A 16004-nucleotide genomic window follows, 5' to 3' on the forward strand; every position below is an offset into this window, starting at 1 on the left:
TACAAGATTGTATTTGATATCTACGACTAGTGATAGTTCGAAGCTTATGTATACGATGTTCTGTACAGAATCTTTAAAGGATACGCATCTTTTTCGCTTAAAAGCTATTTTGGAAAATAACCACTTATAAACTCCCCACCACATATCCTGCACAAGGCGCCTCTTTAATCCACTTCGCCAATAGCTTTTTATCAGAGGCAATACTTGCATCTAACGGCAAAAACACCGAGCTACCAGAGCCGGTCATGCGTGCTATGCTCATTGCTTGTGCCTCTAACCCTTGCAGATAATGTAATGCCTCTGCAACAGCAGGAGCGAGGCTTGTCACTACTGGAGTGAAGACATTATGATAGGACGCGGTGAGCGTTTGAACATAGTCAGTGTATTGGCTTTGAATGGTATCAATCGAAATAGGGACGATATCTCGCTTTAGCTTGGTATGAGCAAATAGGGTAGCGGTATTGACATGCGCATTAGGAGTGAGGAGCAAATATTGCTGGTCAGGTAAGTCAATGGCAGTCAATTTTTCACCAATACCCGTCGCGATGGCATCACGGCCAAAGATAAAGATAGGCACATCTGCACCGACCTTTGCACCGATTTTTATCAGCTCATCGCAAGTGAGGTTAAGCTGCCAAATCTCGTTGAGCGCAAGCATGGTCGTTGCCGCGTTGGAAGAGCCACCGCCCAATCCTGCACCCATTGGCAAATGCTTGTCTAAAGTAATAACTACTTGCGCCAACTGCTTAGGTAGCGTATCTGACTGTATGGCAAACGCGAGCAATGCACACGCCGCCTTAAAGATTAAGTTGTCTTCTATCTCGGCAGTGATGCTCTCAGCACCAGCCAATACCAATAACTGATGACAGAGGGTATTAGCATCTATTTCGGTTTTAGCTGTTTGTATCACAGGAGCTTCAGCCACCGAAAAATGCAAATAATCGCCCCAATTGAGAAGACGAAATACCGTTTGCAAATTATGATAGCCGTCAGCACGCCTGCCCGTAATGTGCAAAAACAGATTGATTTTTGCATGGGATAAGCGGCTGATAGTAGAGGCAGAAGTTAAGGGGTTAATCATAAAAAACGATCTTAATAAACACAAAAATCTAATTCATTAATACCAATTCATTAATAATAGTTTAATGATTGATGGTCATGACAACTTTATTACCTTGTGACTGTACCGCACTGATTTTATTAGGCAGCTTGTCATTCCCTTTATATGTGAAGCTGGCACGCCATTCGCCATTGACCGAGCTGATTAAGCGATTTTGAGCATCAAGCTGTGGGGCGCTATCTGAAGGCGCTGGGCGACCAGATATCCAATAAGGCAGTTGTGAGATGGGCGCTTTCCAACCAGTGGCTTTTTGCAATAAAGTCTCAGGATCATCAGCGGTCAAGGTTCCTGTCTTTTCGCTGACCAAGGTGGCAGTTTGACCATTGTATTCGATGTTGGTTTTACCAATACCCAATGCGCCAATCAGCTCAATGGCAAAGCGATCGTTCTCTTGTCCCCACGCATAAAACGCACTGCCGCCTTGGCTTCCTGCGGTGTCATTGGCCGGAGTAGTAACGCCGATTTTGCCTGTAATGTTAAAGTTTTCAAGCTTTTTAGGTTGATCTGCGTTTTGACCTTGCATCATGGTTGGTTGATTGGTCGCATTTGCGGTCTTCAACGACTGACAACCAGAGGTAATCACCATTGCTGCCGTCAAAGCAGAGAACAAAGCTAACTTATTGGTTTTGTAAAAAGGGCGTGTTGACATAATATTGCTTCCTCAAAATGGACAAAGTGACAAAATATTAGCTTAATTCTTATTTGTTACTCAGTTATACGTGGTTGTTAGCTTCTTATAATGACCTTGTAATCATCATACCCAAGTAGCCCAAGTCATATATGTAAGGCATCAAAATGTTTGGCGCTAACCAGTGGTTTACTCTAAGCATGAATTAATACAGTTGTATGCGGTCACTGATATTGCTTTGTCCGAACGAAAAACGCTGCTGCAAATCTGCTAGCAATGTTTCGACCTTTTCATTATTGCCTAGACCTTGATAAGCGCGTAATAGCAACGTACCTGAACGCAAAGTTGGGAATACATCATAAGGCGTTTGTAGGTAGTCGATGACCTGTTGATAGTCTTCGTTGGCCAATGAATTACTGGCCAGTACATTGAGTGCTTGCAAGTGTAGATCATTGTCGTAACGTGGGTCATCGTAACGAATTTGAATGATAGCTGTGGCCAATGCTAATCCTTGTTCGGAGCTGCGTTCGTTGGCGAGGAGTAGTTGAGCATAACTCAGCTGATACGACAAGTTGCTAGGGTCTAATGCTTGCAAGTGGTTGAGCAATGTACGTTTGACAATGTAGTCATTTTTGTCATCAAGCAGCTGGGCGCGTGCAAACAGAAGTGTTTCGTTATCAGGGTACTTACGAGCGGCGCGCGTTAAGAGGCGAAGCGCTTCTTCAGGCTCATTTTGCTGCCATAAAATATCGGCTTGTAGTACATAAGTGTCAGGCGCGAATACGCTAAAGTCTTTACGCAGTTTTTCTAGCGTGGCGATAGCCGCATCGGTATCGTCATTTAACAGCTCAAACGCCACGACTTTTCTACGTGCTTCTAGTACCAAATCCTCTTGCATGACATTATTAAAATAACGTTTTGCTTGCTCCACGTTTTGCTGACGCTCGGCACTGATACCAAGATAATAATAGGCGCGATCAAGATAAGCGGGTGTTTTGGCGAGCGTATTGAGTAGCTGATCGGCGCTGTCGTATTTTTCAATATCCAAACTGACCAACGCTGCCAATAAAGTGATTTCTTCGTCGTCTATAAACTGACTGTGAGCGTTAAGCAATAATTCCCATGCTTCCTGACTTTGTTTGATGTCCAGTAAGTAGCGAATCTCGTATAAGTATAAGCTTTTACTATCAGGATTACGCATACGGGCTTGGTTTAGGTAATTAACAACCGTTTCCGCTGTGACGATTTTGCGCAATATATCAGCTTTTAAAGTGATAAAAGGCACATAATCAGGTTGACGCTCCAAAGCGCGGTTGATATGTACGATGGCAATCTCAGGCTCGTTAAACTGATAGAGGAGACCTGCTTTTAAAACAGACAATGAGGCATTTTGTTCGCTATCGAGTGGTTGTAGCGCGGCTAGCAGTTCACGTTTGTCTTCATCATTATTTGGATAAATGCCAATCAGAATCTCGCTCAAATCAGCGCGAGGGTCATAACGTAAAATACGGTTAAGCGTTTCACCAGCCAGCAGGTAGTCATGGGCTCGAAGTGCGAGATGCGCGACATAAAACCATGCAGGTACATGGTCCGGGTTTTGATCTTGCCAAGCTTTAGCAAACTGCAACGAATCCTCAACTCTTTCACTGCGTAAAGACAGACTCAGCGCCCTTTCAAATACCGCAGTCGCATCATCTTTAAAGGATTGCTGTTTATAGATGGCGAGGGCTCGTCGTTTGTCATCACGATCTGCTGCAAACTCGGCATCCAATAGGGCATATAGGCTTGGCTCTTGCATCTCAGGTTGCCAGATACTCGTCGGTGCTAAGCCATTGATATTATCGACCGTTTCTATAGGCTGTGTTTGATCATCGCTAGGCGCATTTATAGAGGTTTTAGAATTAATAAACGGCGTGGATATCTCGGGCAAATTTGTCTCTTGCCCCAAGTCCGCATGACTGGCGTGTGCTGGTGTCATCAGGCACAGACAAACCGCCAATGACAACGTCAGTTTATAACGTCGATATAGGCTATCCACAATGACACGCAGCAAAGCACGAAGGCTAAACGATTCGCCATTTACAAGTAATAATCGAAACTGTGATTGAAACACTGACCCAAAAAAAATCATAGATAGCCGTATTCGCCCATTGCTTATCTATCGTGATAAAGCAATTTTATTTAATCATATCAACCAAATATTGGTAGTGAGTACTCATTACAAGCATTATACGAGTAGAACAAGACGATAAACAATAGTGTCCATGTTACTTGATAGTGGCAGCAATCTTGCCACCAAACGTATTTTTATTCTATATTGTCTGCTTTTGACCAAAATCCGTCACGCAGTTAATTATTGAAAAATACTTTAAAAATATAGCAAGTTACGAGGAACTAAGCGACCCATTTATGTCTACTTCTATGATCACACCCCAAAACCCGACCATTGGTTTTATCAATCATAAGGGTAGTTGATTTGTAATATATACGCCCAGATACAGGCAAATACGCTTCATAGAAGGGCGAGTGTTAATTAAAGCTAGCAATAATGATATAATAAGCGATTTTTAGGTTCTTCCTCTCAGCGCTGTTCATCAGGACTGTCTTTCAACAGAAAGAAGACAGCGTGATGGGCAGGTGAGCATCATATTTATGGTCTATTGATAATGAGATTAGTGGTCATTGGGGTCAATCACAAAACTGCACCAGTTGCTCTGCGCGAGCGTTTGGCGCTTGTGGGTGACGACGTGAATATCGCTCTCAAACAATTAGAGACTTTCACGGATGGTAGCGTGATTGTTTCTACCTGCAATCGTACTGAGATTTATGCTCTTGTCCCTGTAGTAACAGAAGCAGCGTCACAATCTGAGGCACAAGAAACGACGGCTGTGAGCGGTAGTAACCATGTCTCTGCGGCTGATATCAACGCCCATGTTGTCAAAATTAAAACATGGCTGGCTGATTTTAAGCAATTATCGCTTATTGATATCGACCCATATCTCTATGTGCATCGTGATACTCATGCACTGACTCATTGGCTGAGAGTCGCGGCAGGGCTGGACTCTATGATACTGGGTGAGCCGCAGATATTGGGTCAAATCAAACGCTCAGTACACCTTGCGCAAGAGCAAAAAGTACTAAGCAATCAGCTTGGCTGGATCGTCGATCAAGTGTTTGCTGCCGCCAAACGTGTGCGTAATGAGACCAAAGTTGGCGCTCAAGCAGTGTCTCTCAGTTTTGCTGCGGCCAAGCTGGTGACGCAAATATTTGATGATTTACCTAGCCGTACTTTGTTGGTCGTTGCGGCAGGCGAGATGAACCGTTTGGTAGCCACACATATCGCTGGGCTGGGTGTGGGACGCGTGATTATTTGCAACCGTAACCCTGAGCGAGCAGAAGCGCTAGCCGCTGAACTGCGTCATCCTGACCGCCGTGTGGAAGTCAGAACCCTACAAGAATTGCCTCAGGTACTGGCAGAAGCGGATATTGTCAGCAGCTGTAGCGGTAGTATGGATTTATTGATTGATAAAACCATGACCGTACAGGCACTCAAGCGCCGTCGTTATCAGCCCATGCTCATGATTGATTTGGCCGTGCCACGTGACATTGACTCCTCGATCAGCCGTATAGATGATATCTATTTATATTCTGTTGATGACTTACAGCATGTCATTGCTGGTAATATCGAGCAGCGTCGCCAAGCGGCAGTCGATGCTGAGTTACTGGTCAGCCAGTTAGTCGTTGAGGTCGATCGTCGCTTTCAGGTACGACAAGTGGGTAAAGACATTCAGCAGTATCGTGCGCATACTCAGGATAAAGTCGATAAGCTACTACACGAGTCTATTGCCAAATTACAGCAAGATGACGCCAGTCCGGAAGAGATTCTCATCGAGTTGTCACGTCGTCTCACCCAGTCGCTGACCCATTCGCCATCTAAGCTGATGCGTAAGGCAGCCCGCGAAGGTGACAGTGAATTGCTCAATTTTGTTGTATCAGGATTAAAAGATACTCATCGTGGTCGCTAACTTGTATCTCATACCATCATTTATTGTCTAAAATTATCGATTATTTCTCGCTTACTGATTGCTATACAGCTACTTATATTCCTTCTCCATCCTTAAGCCATTCCGCTAACTCAATCTTCTTCAAAATCTCTTGTACTAGCATTCGGTAAGCCTGATGTTATTAGTCCTTATTTTCTGTCTCAATCATAAAATTGATGATTTTATTTGGTATGCTCTCATAAACCATCGAAAAAACTCATGAGTACAAGACATCTTTAGCAATGACAGTGGCGCTAAGATATAGTGCTATATTGTCATCTCTGCCTTACGTTCTACACACTTGATGTTGGCAGTACTGTATTTATTTTATATTAACTATAGTGCAAGCTGACTTATTCAAATAATTGGTAAAAGCGTACCAGAGTTTTGTGGCAGCCAATTTCAGAGAAATATTCAATGATCTAACCATAAACAAGGAGCGTCCTATGACGGCATTACGTCAAGATATTGATCCAAACGGCTTATTAGAGTATTCAGTAGTCTATACAGACCGCGCCCTCAACCATATGTCCCAAGTCTTTCAGCAAGTGATGACAGACCTATCAAGCGAGTTAAAATCAGTGTATAACGCTGACGCTGTCGTGATTGTGCCAGGTTCTGGTACTTATGGTATGGAAGCGGTGGCGCGTCAGTTGGCAAACGATGAAGATTGCCTCATTATCCGTAACGGCTGGTTCAGTTATCGCTGGACACAAATCTTAGAAAAAGGCAAAATCGCCAAGTCGTCTACGGTATTAACCGCAGAGCGCGCAGACGATAGCGAGTCCCCAAGACCATTTGCACCAGTGAATATCGACACGGCAGTCGCCAAAATCAAAGCGGAAAAACCCGCGATGGTCTTTGCGCCGCATGTTGAGACATCGTCAGGCATGATTTTGTCAACAGACTATATCAAAGCACTGAGTGCTGCGGTTCATAGCGTGGGCGGCTTACTGGTCATTGACTGTATTGCGTCGGGCTGTGTTTGGTTGGACATGAAAGAACTGGGCATTGATGTCCTCATCAGCGCCCCGCAAAAAGGCTGGAGCAGCACGCCGTGTGCGGGTCTGGTGATGCTAAGCGATGCGGCGATTAAAAAAGTAGACAATACAGAGTCAGATAGCTTTAGCTTAGATTTGAAGCAATGGTTGACTATCATGCGTGCCTACGAGAATGGCGGTCATGCTTATCATGCAACCATGCCGACCGATGGCTTACGCCAATTCCGTGACACGCTATTGGAAGCCAAAAAGATTGGTTTTGATACATTATGCGATGCTCAATGGGAGTTGGGCACACGTATCCGCAAGGTATTGTCAGACAAAGGCATAGAAAGCGTCGCGGCTGAAGGATTCGAAGCGCCAGGCGTGGTCGTTGCTTATACTGATCGCGATGATATGCATAAAGGTAGCGCTTTCGCTGAAGCGGGCATGCAGATTGCTGCTGGTGTCCCTCTCAAAGTTGGTGAGCCTGATAACTTTAAAACGTTCCGCTTGGGTCTATTTGGTTTGGATAAATTGACCGACATTGACGGTGCGGTGACCCGCTTTGAATCAGCGCTAGAAGAGGTGCTGGCTCACTAATTCAAGTCGTTTACCTTTATAGTAAGTATCAATAATAGTAAGTATCAAGATATAAGAGTAGTAAACGTTTAGCTAAAATACTGAACGCTAGTGTCACGCTAGGTTCAGTATTTTTTTACCTTTTTATTATATTTAATAATATAATGTATTTTTATAAATTAAAAATCACATTTGCTTTTGCTACCAATGGGTTGAGAGAACTATGATGAACATACAAATAGATTGGCAAGCATTTACGCCCATCTCTTTGGTAGGCGGTCTGTTGCTGGGCGTAGCGACAGTCATACTGCTATTGGGCATTGGACGAATTGCCGGTATCAGTGGTATTTTTTCAAGCTTGCTTAAGCCCAAGCGAGTAGAAGCTTGGCAAGTGTTGTTTATAGTGGGGCTGGTTGTATCACCCGTGCTATATGGTCTGGTCAAACCATTACCTGCTATAGAAATGAGTACGTCTTTGCCGTTGTTGATTGGTGCAGGGTTGTTGGTTGGTTTTGGCACCCGACTGGGTTCAGGATGTACCAGTGGACATGGTATCTGCGGTAATGCGCGCCTGTCTCCACGCTCGATGGTGGCAACGGTGACCTTTATGTTATTTGGCATGGTGACGGTTTATATTGGTCGCCATTTTTTGGGGCTGATCTAAACGAGTAAGATGGCTGATTACTACCTACATAAAAAAATAGAGAGACAGACAATGCTAAAAAATATGATTGGACTACTAGCGGGGCTACTATTCGGCTTAGGACTGCTGATATCTGGTATGACAGATCCTACCAAGGTACAAGGGTTTTTAGACGTTTTTGGTGCATGGGATATTTCTCTGGCACTGGTGATGGGCGGTGGTCTGATCGTGGCCATCACTGGGGTGCAAATTGCTAGACTTCAACCAACCAGTTGGATCGGCAGCTCAATTGAGATGCCAACCACAACCGTTATTAATAAAAAGCTGCTTATCGGCGCGATGCTGTTTGGCATTGGCTGGGGTTTGGTAGGTATCTGTCCGGGACCAGGCATTGTATTGCTAGGAGCTGGACAATGGCAGGCTTATGTATTTATTCCCGCGATGATCGTAGGCATGCTGATATATCAGTGGTTTGAGCCTAAGCTTGGGTAAGAGCAGTTTTAATAAGATATGGATACGGTCAATTTAAAATAAATTGAGCTGACTTGAAGCGCTCTTATAATCGATATGATGAGCAGATTTCCTGATTAAAATAGCGTGACCAACATAGTGCTCACTCATCAGTCGTTTGTCTGCATAGCTGATAATAAGGGCGGTGTGTTACGATAACAACAACACAAAATTCTATAGCTTGCTTAGTCTCACCAACGATTCATAAGGAAAATGACATGACCGCCAGCGCCACTGCCAGTATGATTGATACCGCCAGCACCAACGAACACTATCCGCATTTGTTTGAGCCGCTAGATTTGGGGTTTACCACACTAAAAAACCGTTTGGTCATGGGTTCTATGCATACAGGACTTGAAGACCGTTTTTATAATTACGGTAAGCTGGCTGCTTATTTTGCAGAGCGTGCCAAAGGCGGCGTGGCTATGATGATTACAGGTGGTATCTCGCCTAATCGTGAAGGTTGGTTACTGCCTGCTGGCGGTACTATGAATACAAAAGCTGATGTGATCAATCATCAACGCGTCACCCGTGCAGCCCACAAATACGACAGCAAAATCATCATGCAAATATTGCACAGTGGTCGCTATGGTTACCATCCTTTTGTCGTATCAGCCAGTCCTGTCAAATCACCAATCTCGCCTTTTAAACCACGCAAGATGAGCATCAAAAACATTGAGCAAACGGTTAAAGATTACGCGCGCTCAGCTCGTCTTGCCAAGCAAGCAGGTTATGACGGCGTCGAAATCATGGGCTCTGAAGGCTACTTGATCAACCAGTTTTTATCGCGTCATGTAAACAAACGCACGGACAAGTACGGCGGTGATATCCAAGGTCGTATGACCTTTGCCGTTGACATTGTCAAAGCCGTACGTGAAGCAGTGGGAGAAGATTTTATTATTATGTTCCGTCTGTCGGTGATTGATTTGGTCAAAGACGGCAACGTCATGGACGAAGTCATCACGGTTGCCAAAGCGCTGGAAGCGGCTGGCGTGACCATCATGAATACTGGTATTGGCTGGCATGAAGCGCGTGTACCAACCATTGTGACGAGTGTACCGCGTGCCGCCTTTGTTGATTTTAGTGCTGAAATCAAAAAACACATCAGCATTCCTATGATGGCCGCCAACCGCATCAACATGCCAGACTTGGCAGAAGAAATTGTCGCTAGTGGTCAAGCGGACATGATTCAAATGGCACGTCCGTTTTTGGCCGATCCAAACTGGGTCAATAAAGCCAAAAATGGTCAAGCAGATCGTATCAATACCTGTATCGCTTGTAATCAAGCTTGCCTCGATCACACTTTTGAGCACAAACGCTCCACCTGTTTGGTCAATCCGCAAGCTTGCTATGAGACGGAGTTGGTCTACAAAAAGGCGAAAAAGCCTAAAAAGGTGGCGGTCATCGGTGGCGGGGTGGCTGGCATGTCAGCGGCGCACGTGGCAGCGCTGCGTGGTCATGACGTGACGCTGTTTGAGGCCAAAGATATCTTGGGTGGACAGTTTAACTACGCCAAAGTCATCCCAGGTAAAGAAGAGTTTTTTGAGACCATTCGCTACTATATCAATGAGCTTGAGCACTTAGGCGTTGACGTGAAACTGAACACCAAAGTCGATAAAGCCATGCTTGAAAAAGCCAAGTTCCATCACGTCATTGTCGCAACAGGCGTCGTACCAAGAAGCCTTGCTGGTAAGCTTGAAGGGGCAGATCTGCCGCAAGTCATGAGCTACGCTGAATTGCTCTCGGGCGAGAAGTCTGTTGGCGATACCGTTGCCGTCATTGGGGCGGGCGGTATTGGCTTTGATGTCAGTGAATACCTTACCGCGCGACACGGGCAGCCACTTGATGAGCTAGGCCCTGAGTTGCTAAAAGACCCAAGCTACCGTCCAAAACCCCAGTCAGTGAGCGAGTGGCGTGAAGAGTGGGGCGTGACTGAAGATACGGCCTATCAAACCGATGGTGGATTGACTAAGCCTGAAAGTATTAAACCGATTCGCCAAGTTTACCTCATGCAGCGTACCAAAGGTCGCCTAGGTAGTGGTCTGAACAAAACCACAGGCTGGGTACATCGCGCTCATGTCAAATCGCACGGTGTCATCCAAGTATCAGGCGCTCAATATAATAAAATCACCAATGAAGGAATTTGGATCACCAACAACCAAGGACAAACGCAACTGTTGCGAGTCGATAGTGTGGTTGTCTGCGCCGGTCAAGAATCCGTGGTTGAGCTGATGCCAAATGTGGGTGATGCGCCAGATGCACAATACCATATTATTGGCGGCGCAAAACTGGCCGCTGAGCTGGATGCCAAGCGCGCGATTCGTGATGGGGCAGAGGTTGCGGCGGGGATTTAATAGCTTTACAGTTTGAATAAAAAAGTGGCAAGGTGAATTATCTTGCCGCTTTTTTGGTTTAGTGAATCTAGTTTTTGATATTAAAGCTTCAGTTCAGCTTATGATGATTTTGAGAGAGTTGAGGGATGCAGCGCACTTACTCTCGTTCTAATACGATACCGTCAAAATAGCCTCTCATACCACAATGTACTTCTCTATATTTATTATCCATGTCTTTTAATAATAATTGAGTCTTACCTTTATAGAGTGCTGGATACAAACGCAGTTCAGCGGTTTCATTTTGCAGGTCATTGTCGATGACCCAATGGTTTTCTGATCACGTTGCCTTACTCTCTTCAATCTCACAGGTATGTCCATTAGTAAACACTAAAATGCCATCGATAATGGCAAGATAAGGCTTATTAGCGACCCTATGAATCAAGACACTATTTGTTGTCTTTGCTACTACCTTCCAGTCGTTAGTTTCTGAGTTATACATCGGAACTTCCACATCTTGAAAAAACTCACCAAATGACTTTTTGCTAGGTAAGTTAGAACGATTTAGCTCATCTGGGAAATCCCAAGCTACACCATTATAATTTTTATCTTCAATATATTCTTTATACTCTCGTATAAGGCATTCTGTATCTGTACACGTATTGCGCTGAAATCTAAGCCAACGTCGTTGATCGATAATCATATTATCTTTAAAAATTCCGCTGTCTTCGTAATCAGAAGTATTAGCAAGGTCTCGTTTATATTTTTCTGCCATAGCGTCATCAAGCTTTGATAACTCAGTGTTCGCACAAACCCTCTTTTCTATCCAAGTAGCCGCTTTTTTACAATCAAAACTGGCTGAATGTGCTGCAGCGGGTAGTAGGGCAGTGCCTAAAATGATTAGTGGGGTTAAGAGCTTTTTTTTCATACTATCCTCATTTTTTATGATTTGATTACACTTGAATGGAGATAGGAAAGATGTAAATGTAGGATAAATTCAGTACTAATTAATTCTCTGAACTATCCTCTAAATCACCCAAGGTAAGCCCTGTCTCTTGAGTGCTAAAAATAGTGATGTCTTTATCATCGATTTTACCATTCATGACCAATTTACCGATGCGATTACTGGCTTCTTGATTGCCTTGATCTGCTGCCTTTTGATACCACTCAAAAGCTTTATCATAGTCCTGCGGTACACCATAACCATTCTCGTAGAGACCGCCAATATTAAGCTGTGCTACATCTAATCCTTGATCGGCGGCTTTGATATACCACTCAAAAGCTTTATCATAATTTTGCGTCACACCATAACCGTGTTCATAAAAATTACCAATATTATTTTGAGCATCAAAAGATCCGTTGTTAGCTGCTAATAGATACCACTGCATTGCTTTTTGATAATCTTGCTCAACACCACTACCTTCATAATACATGATGCCTATACGATATTGAGCATCAGAATCTCCTTGGTTAGCAGATTTTTGAAACCATTCAAATTTTTTGAAATCATCTTGCTTAACAGCAATACCTTCGTGATACATGACACCTAAATCAAATTGAGCATCAGAATCTCCTTGGTTAGCGGCTTGCTTAACCCATTCAAATGCTTTTTGATAATTTTGATCTACGCCTAAACCTTCATAATACCTAGATAATGTTTAGCAGGGGCATAGCCTTGATTGGCAGCTTTTTCAAATAGTTCAAAAGCTTTGTTATCATCTTCAGGAACTGAGTTGCCTTCATAGTAGGCAAGGCCAAAATCATAGGTCTCAGCAGGAGTGCTTTGATTTGATAGTACTGGTGCGTTTGATGATTCAGCTGAACAAGCGGAAACGATTAATATATTTGATAATAAAGTAGCTAATAGTAAAGACTGAATGAGAGTAGTATTTTTTCTTTGATGCATTGAATATCCTTTTTTTAATTGTTATAACTATTAATTATCCAATGCTATAGCACTAGGATTGTCATATTTTTTTCATTTAAGTCATAGCAAGGTAAACTATAGTCATATAGTAAGTCTACTAAAGTACGTGCTTCAAAAGATTCATATTCATAATCATTTTGCATGTCGGTCATATACATGAAAACGGTAGCTTTATCTTTGCATAGAATGCGAACACGTTTGGCTGTTTTATCAGATCTACTTGAGGTCTTAGCTATATAATCGTTTTTGTCAATTTTATCAGTCATATCTATCCAGCCTTCCTTGAGAAGAAAGCTATGTAAATGTAACATTTTATTCTTATCAAACTCGGGACTGACATACCAAGCAGTGAACCAAACTTCTCGATTAATGTAATCATATTCACTGTTGTTGAAGTTAATAAAATTGGCGATATCATTTAATTGAGATATTAACCAACTTTCCTTCGCAACTAATTCTTGTTGATATATTTCTAGCTCTTTATCTGGTTCTAAGTCTACAGTCCATATAAATAAAATAATAACGAAAGCAATAAGTGAAATATCAGATAACTTATATTTTTTACCTCTTGTTTTCACTGATTATTTTCCTACATACTTAATAATATTTTTCAAAACTAGGTTATTTAATCTGCTTTAAATATTCCAAGTAGTTAACTAATTGTTCTCTATATTTCTTATCCGATTTAAATTTTGGAGATTCAATCCACTTATTACGATTATGAATAATTGATTCTAAGGTAAAGTCCTCATAACCAGACTCCGCTTCACAACAAGGGCATATTTCATATAATGGGAATTCACCGTCAAGACCCCATGGCAAGAAATCCTCATCATAGTAACCGCATATTTTACAACTGTGTAACTTTCTATTGAGCATGAAAATATTCCAAATTAGTTGAGTAGGGATGTGTTGAAGCATCAGGCTTAAAAATTGTTCGAGGTGCACCATCTTTCGTTTTGACGGCAAATGTGTTTGTTTTTGGATTATATAAAACCGTATCACCATTCTTTCTAGTTTTATTTAAAGTTCCACGCGGAGGGTCACTGACAAACTCTTGAGCATGACGATAGTAGTCATTTTGAGATTTTAGCTCAGGAAATTCTTTGCTATGTTTACTCCAATGCTCTGCTAGGTTTGTATTAGGAGATCTTTTCTTAGTAGAAGTCCAGTCGAAACCTTTTTCAGAGTCTCTGTAAATATTGTTATTACTTATCGCTCGTTTTCGAATCACGTACTGTCCAGCTTTAACACTAGTCTTAGCCGATAAAGCACCCAAACCTAGCGGAAATGACATAATGTCAAAAACCAATCCAGCCTCATCTCCAATTTTTTGCACACCTTCATGGTATTTCTTACGATCACCATTGACATCTATCCAGAGAGAATTAAGACGTTCTTGATAAATTAGCTCTTCGGGAGTACCTGCTCCTGCCCAAAGCCCACCGTCTTTCAATGCTTGTTCAGTAGATACGTCAACCCACATCCCTAACTCCTCATCAGACATTTCATCTTCAGAATCTTTGTTGTCAGAAGCTGCAAAGCTAGAAAATACAGTTTCTGAATCAGGTTTAGGAAACACCAAAGGCGCTGCCTGCGCGATACTACCGACACTAAAATCCGACTCCGCAAACGCCTGCTGATTGGCGATCAGTTTCGCGCCGCAGCTCGTCACATCACCGCCACGTGCAATGGGCGCACCATCGACGATAAAAGACGCATCGCCACTCACGATAACGGTCATCTTTTTGCATTTTTTGCACATGACTTGATCGCCCTTTCGAGCGACAGGAATACCGTTATGAGTGGTGTGCGGCGAGCCAGTCATGACTGTCCCACCGTGAGAGGTCTTTGCGCCAACTGTGATATAGGCTGCCATAATGCTACCTTGCTAAAATGCCCAATGTTCAGACTCTTACAGCGAATCCATTATTTGCAGAGCATTATAGAGGGCTAACACCTTAAATATCAAACTTAAGTTCGTCTAATTTTTTGGCTTATATAGCAGCTTGGGCTTATACTGAATGTAGAGGTCTTTGAATATGAGGTCATGAAGAAAAGCAGGCTATTTTTACTGACAGCAATAACCAGCAAAAATCTAACCTTCTAGTACATCAATCAACCAACGAGATACATCGTCAATTTGCGCTGCCAACTCGGTATTTGCTCGACTCAATTCATCAAGCCTAGTCTTGATGTTATCTTTATTATATTTAATACCAGTTAGAGCATCCTTTAATAAATCAATCAATTCTACAGTCAGCGCATCAGAGAAGATGACCACATCGGAAATGACGGCTTGCTTCACATCGAGATGCATATCGATGATGCCCCAATCAAAGCGCGTTTCGATATGATGGGTGAATTCAGGCGTCTTGCCGAAGCGCCAGTCCCAGTCCGCCATTTGCTCATAGTACTGATTAAGCGTTGGTTGCTCAGCAAGGCTGGCCTCATCTAGCTCTTCTACTGGTGCAATCTCTCCGTAATACTCGCAAAACGCCTCAATAAGCGCATTAGATAAGATTTCATGAGTGATGTCTTCATTGAACTCAATTAGGTTAGCGACGCGCGCGCGTACCGACTTGATGCCTTTGGCTTTTAGCTTAAGTGGGTGTGGATTGAGGTAGTCACCCAGCTTTTGCATATCGGCATTCACGAGTAATGTCCCATGGTGAAAGCTGCGATCCACTGCGTGTTTAAAGGCATTACCCGATATCTTACGATCGCCGACTTGAATGTCATTGCGACCTGAAAGCTGAGCGTCTATGCTCAGTTTTTTGAGCGCATTGATGATAATGGTAAAATTCGCTGCTTGGTCGTAGCTGTCTTTGGGCGACAAAAAAGTAAAGTTGGTATTACCCAGATCATGAAACATCGCGCCGCCGCCGCTCTGCCGACGCGCTAAAAATACCTCGTCTGCCTCCATCTTATCGATTTTGCATTCTACCCATGGGTTTTGTGAGCGCCCGATGACGACGGTCTCAGAATTACGCCATAAGAATAGCGTATGAGAATTGGCGTCCAATGCTTGGAATATCCAGTCTTCGGTAGCGAGGTTAAACCAAGGGTTAGTCACGGCAGACTTTAAAATACGCAGGTTCATTAGAGCTCCTTTTTAGAATGGTTTTGTGTTTTAGGCGTTATTAATCGATTTATAAAACAGATGAAATCATTTTTACTGATGCATGGTCAAAACTCAATGGTTATCTGGCAAATGTATTGAGACAAAACCCGTAAGAAA

The 16004-nt window shown here is 43.1% G+C and carries 14 protein-coding genes and 1 pseudogene; 5 read left to right on the plus strand and 10 right to left on the minus strand.

Annotation, left to right across the window (positions count from 1 at the left end):
- Positions 1 to 124 precede the first annotated feature (124 nt).
- The 3 genes from ispE to A3K91_RS01095 form a co-directional block, all read right to left on the minus strand.
- Positions 125 to 1081, minus strand: a complete 957-nt coding sequence (gene ispE, locus A3K91_RS01085) for a 4-(cytidine 5'-diphospho)-2-C-methyl-D-erythritol kinase (protein WP_062843630.1) — start codon at positions 1079 to 1081, stop codon at positions 125 to 127.
- Positions 1082 to 1142: 61 nt separating this feature from the next.
- A complete protein-coding gene (lolB, locus tag A3K91_RS01090; RefSeq protein WP_062843631.1) occupies positions 1143 to 1769 on the minus strand; it encodes a lipoprotein insertase outer membrane protein LolB in 627 nt (208 codons plus the stop codon).
- Positions 1770 to 1953: 184 nt separating this feature from the next.
- Positions 1954 to 3879, minus strand: a complete 1926-nt coding sequence (locus A3K91_RS01095) for a tetratricopeptide repeat protein (protein WP_062843632.1) — start codon at positions 3877 to 3879, stop codon at positions 1954 to 1956.
- Positions 3880 to 4414: 535 nt separating this feature from the next.
- On the opposite strand from A3K91_RS01095, the gene hemA reads away from it, so the two are divergent.
- From hemA to A3K91_RS01120, 5 genes are all read left to right on the plus strand, one after another.
- Positions 4415 to 5773: a glutamyl-tRNA reductase gene (hemA, locus tag A3K91_RS01100; protein ID WP_062843633.1), complete on the plus strand. Its 1359-nt coding sequence runs from the start codon at positions 4415 to 4417 to the stop codon at positions 5771 to 5773.
- 464 nt (positions 5774 to 6237) lie between these two features.
- Positions 6238 to 7374, plus strand: coding sequence for an aminotransferase class V-fold PLP-dependent enzyme (locus A3K91_RS01105; RefSeq protein ID WP_062843634.1), 1137 nt, complete (start codon positions 6238 to 6240; stop codon positions 7372 to 7374).
- Positions 7375 to 7579: 205 nt separating this feature from the next.
- Positions 7580 to 8017 (plus strand): YeeE/YedE family protein, encoded by a 438-nt coding sequence (locus tag A3K91_RS01110; RefSeq protein ID WP_084387214.1) that lies wholly within the window; start codon positions 7580 to 7582, stop codon positions 8015 to 8017.
- Positions 8018 to 8068: 51 nt separating this feature from the next.
- Positions 8069 to 8488, plus strand: coding sequence for a DUF6691 family protein (locus tag A3K91_RS01115; protein WP_062845794.1), 420 nt, complete (start codon positions 8069 to 8071; stop codon positions 8486 to 8488).
- Positions 8489 to 8724: 236 nt separating this feature from the next.
- Positions 8725 to 10860, plus strand: coding sequence for an NADPH-dependent 2,4-dienoyl-CoA reductase (locus A3K91_RS01120; RefSeq protein ID WP_062843635.1), 2136 nt, complete (start codon positions 8725 to 8727; stop codon positions 10858 to 10860).
- A 316-nt stretch (positions 10861 to 11176) separates the two neighbouring features.
- Here A3K91_RS01120 and A3K91_RS01125 read toward each other — a convergent pair whose 3' ends face one another.
- From A3K91_RS01125 to A3K91_RS01155, 7 genes and pseudogenes are all read right to left on the minus strand, one after another.
- Positions 11177 to 11764: a lysozyme inhibitor LprI family protein gene (locus A3K91_RS01125; RefSeq protein ID WP_062843636.1), complete on the minus strand. Its 588-nt coding sequence runs from the start codon at positions 11762 to 11764 to the stop codon at positions 11177 to 11179.
- A gap of 79 nt (positions 11765 to 11843) precedes the next feature.
- Complete coding sequence (locus A3K91_RS14260) at positions 11844 to 12224, minus strand: tetratricopeptide repeat protein (protein ID WP_418064587.1); 381 nt, start codon at positions 12222 to 12224, stop codon at positions 11844 to 11846.
- Positions 12201 to 12446 (minus strand): annotated as a pseudogene (locus A3K91_RS14335) (tetratricopeptide repeat protein); the annotation flags it as partial. The gene A3K91_RS14260 and the pseudogene A3K91_RS14335, both read right to left, overlap by 24 nt.
- Positions 12447 to 12466: 20 nt before the next feature.
- Positions 12467 to 12742 carry an SEL1-like repeat protein gene (locus A3K91_RS14265; protein ID WP_062843638.1) on the minus strand — a complete coding sequence of 92 codons (276 nt, stop codon included), beginning with the start codon at positions 12740 to 12742 and terminating at the stop codon, positions 12467 to 12469.
- A 44-nt stretch (positions 12743 to 12786) separates the two neighbouring features.
- Complete coding sequence (locus A3K91_RS01140) at positions 12787 to 13341, minus strand: hypothetical protein (RefSeq protein ID WP_062843639.1); 555 nt, start codon at positions 13339 to 13341, stop codon at positions 12787 to 12789.
- A gap of 290 nt (positions 13342 to 13631) precedes the next feature.
- Positions 13632 to 14642 carry a PAAR domain-containing protein gene (locus A3K91_RS01150; protein ID WP_062843641.1) on the minus strand — a complete coding sequence of 337 codons (1011 nt, stop codon included), beginning with the start codon at positions 14640 to 14642 and terminating at the stop codon, positions 13632 to 13634.
- 219 nt (positions 14643 to 14861) lie between these two features.
- The gene (locus A3K91_RS01155; RefSeq protein ID WP_062843642.1) at positions 14862 to 15866 is read right to left on the minus strand and encodes a lipoate--protein ligase; all 1005 of its coding nucleotides are present in this window, start codon (positions 15864 to 15866) and stop codon (positions 14862 to 14864) included.
- Between the last annotated feature and the right edge of the window lie 138 nt (positions 15867 to 16004).

It is taken from the genome of Psychrobacter alimentarius (assembly GCF_001606025.1).
GTDB classification, from domain to species: Bacteria; Pseudomonadota; Gammaproteobacteria; order Pseudomonadales; family Moraxellaceae; genus Psychrobacter; species Psychrobacter alimentarius.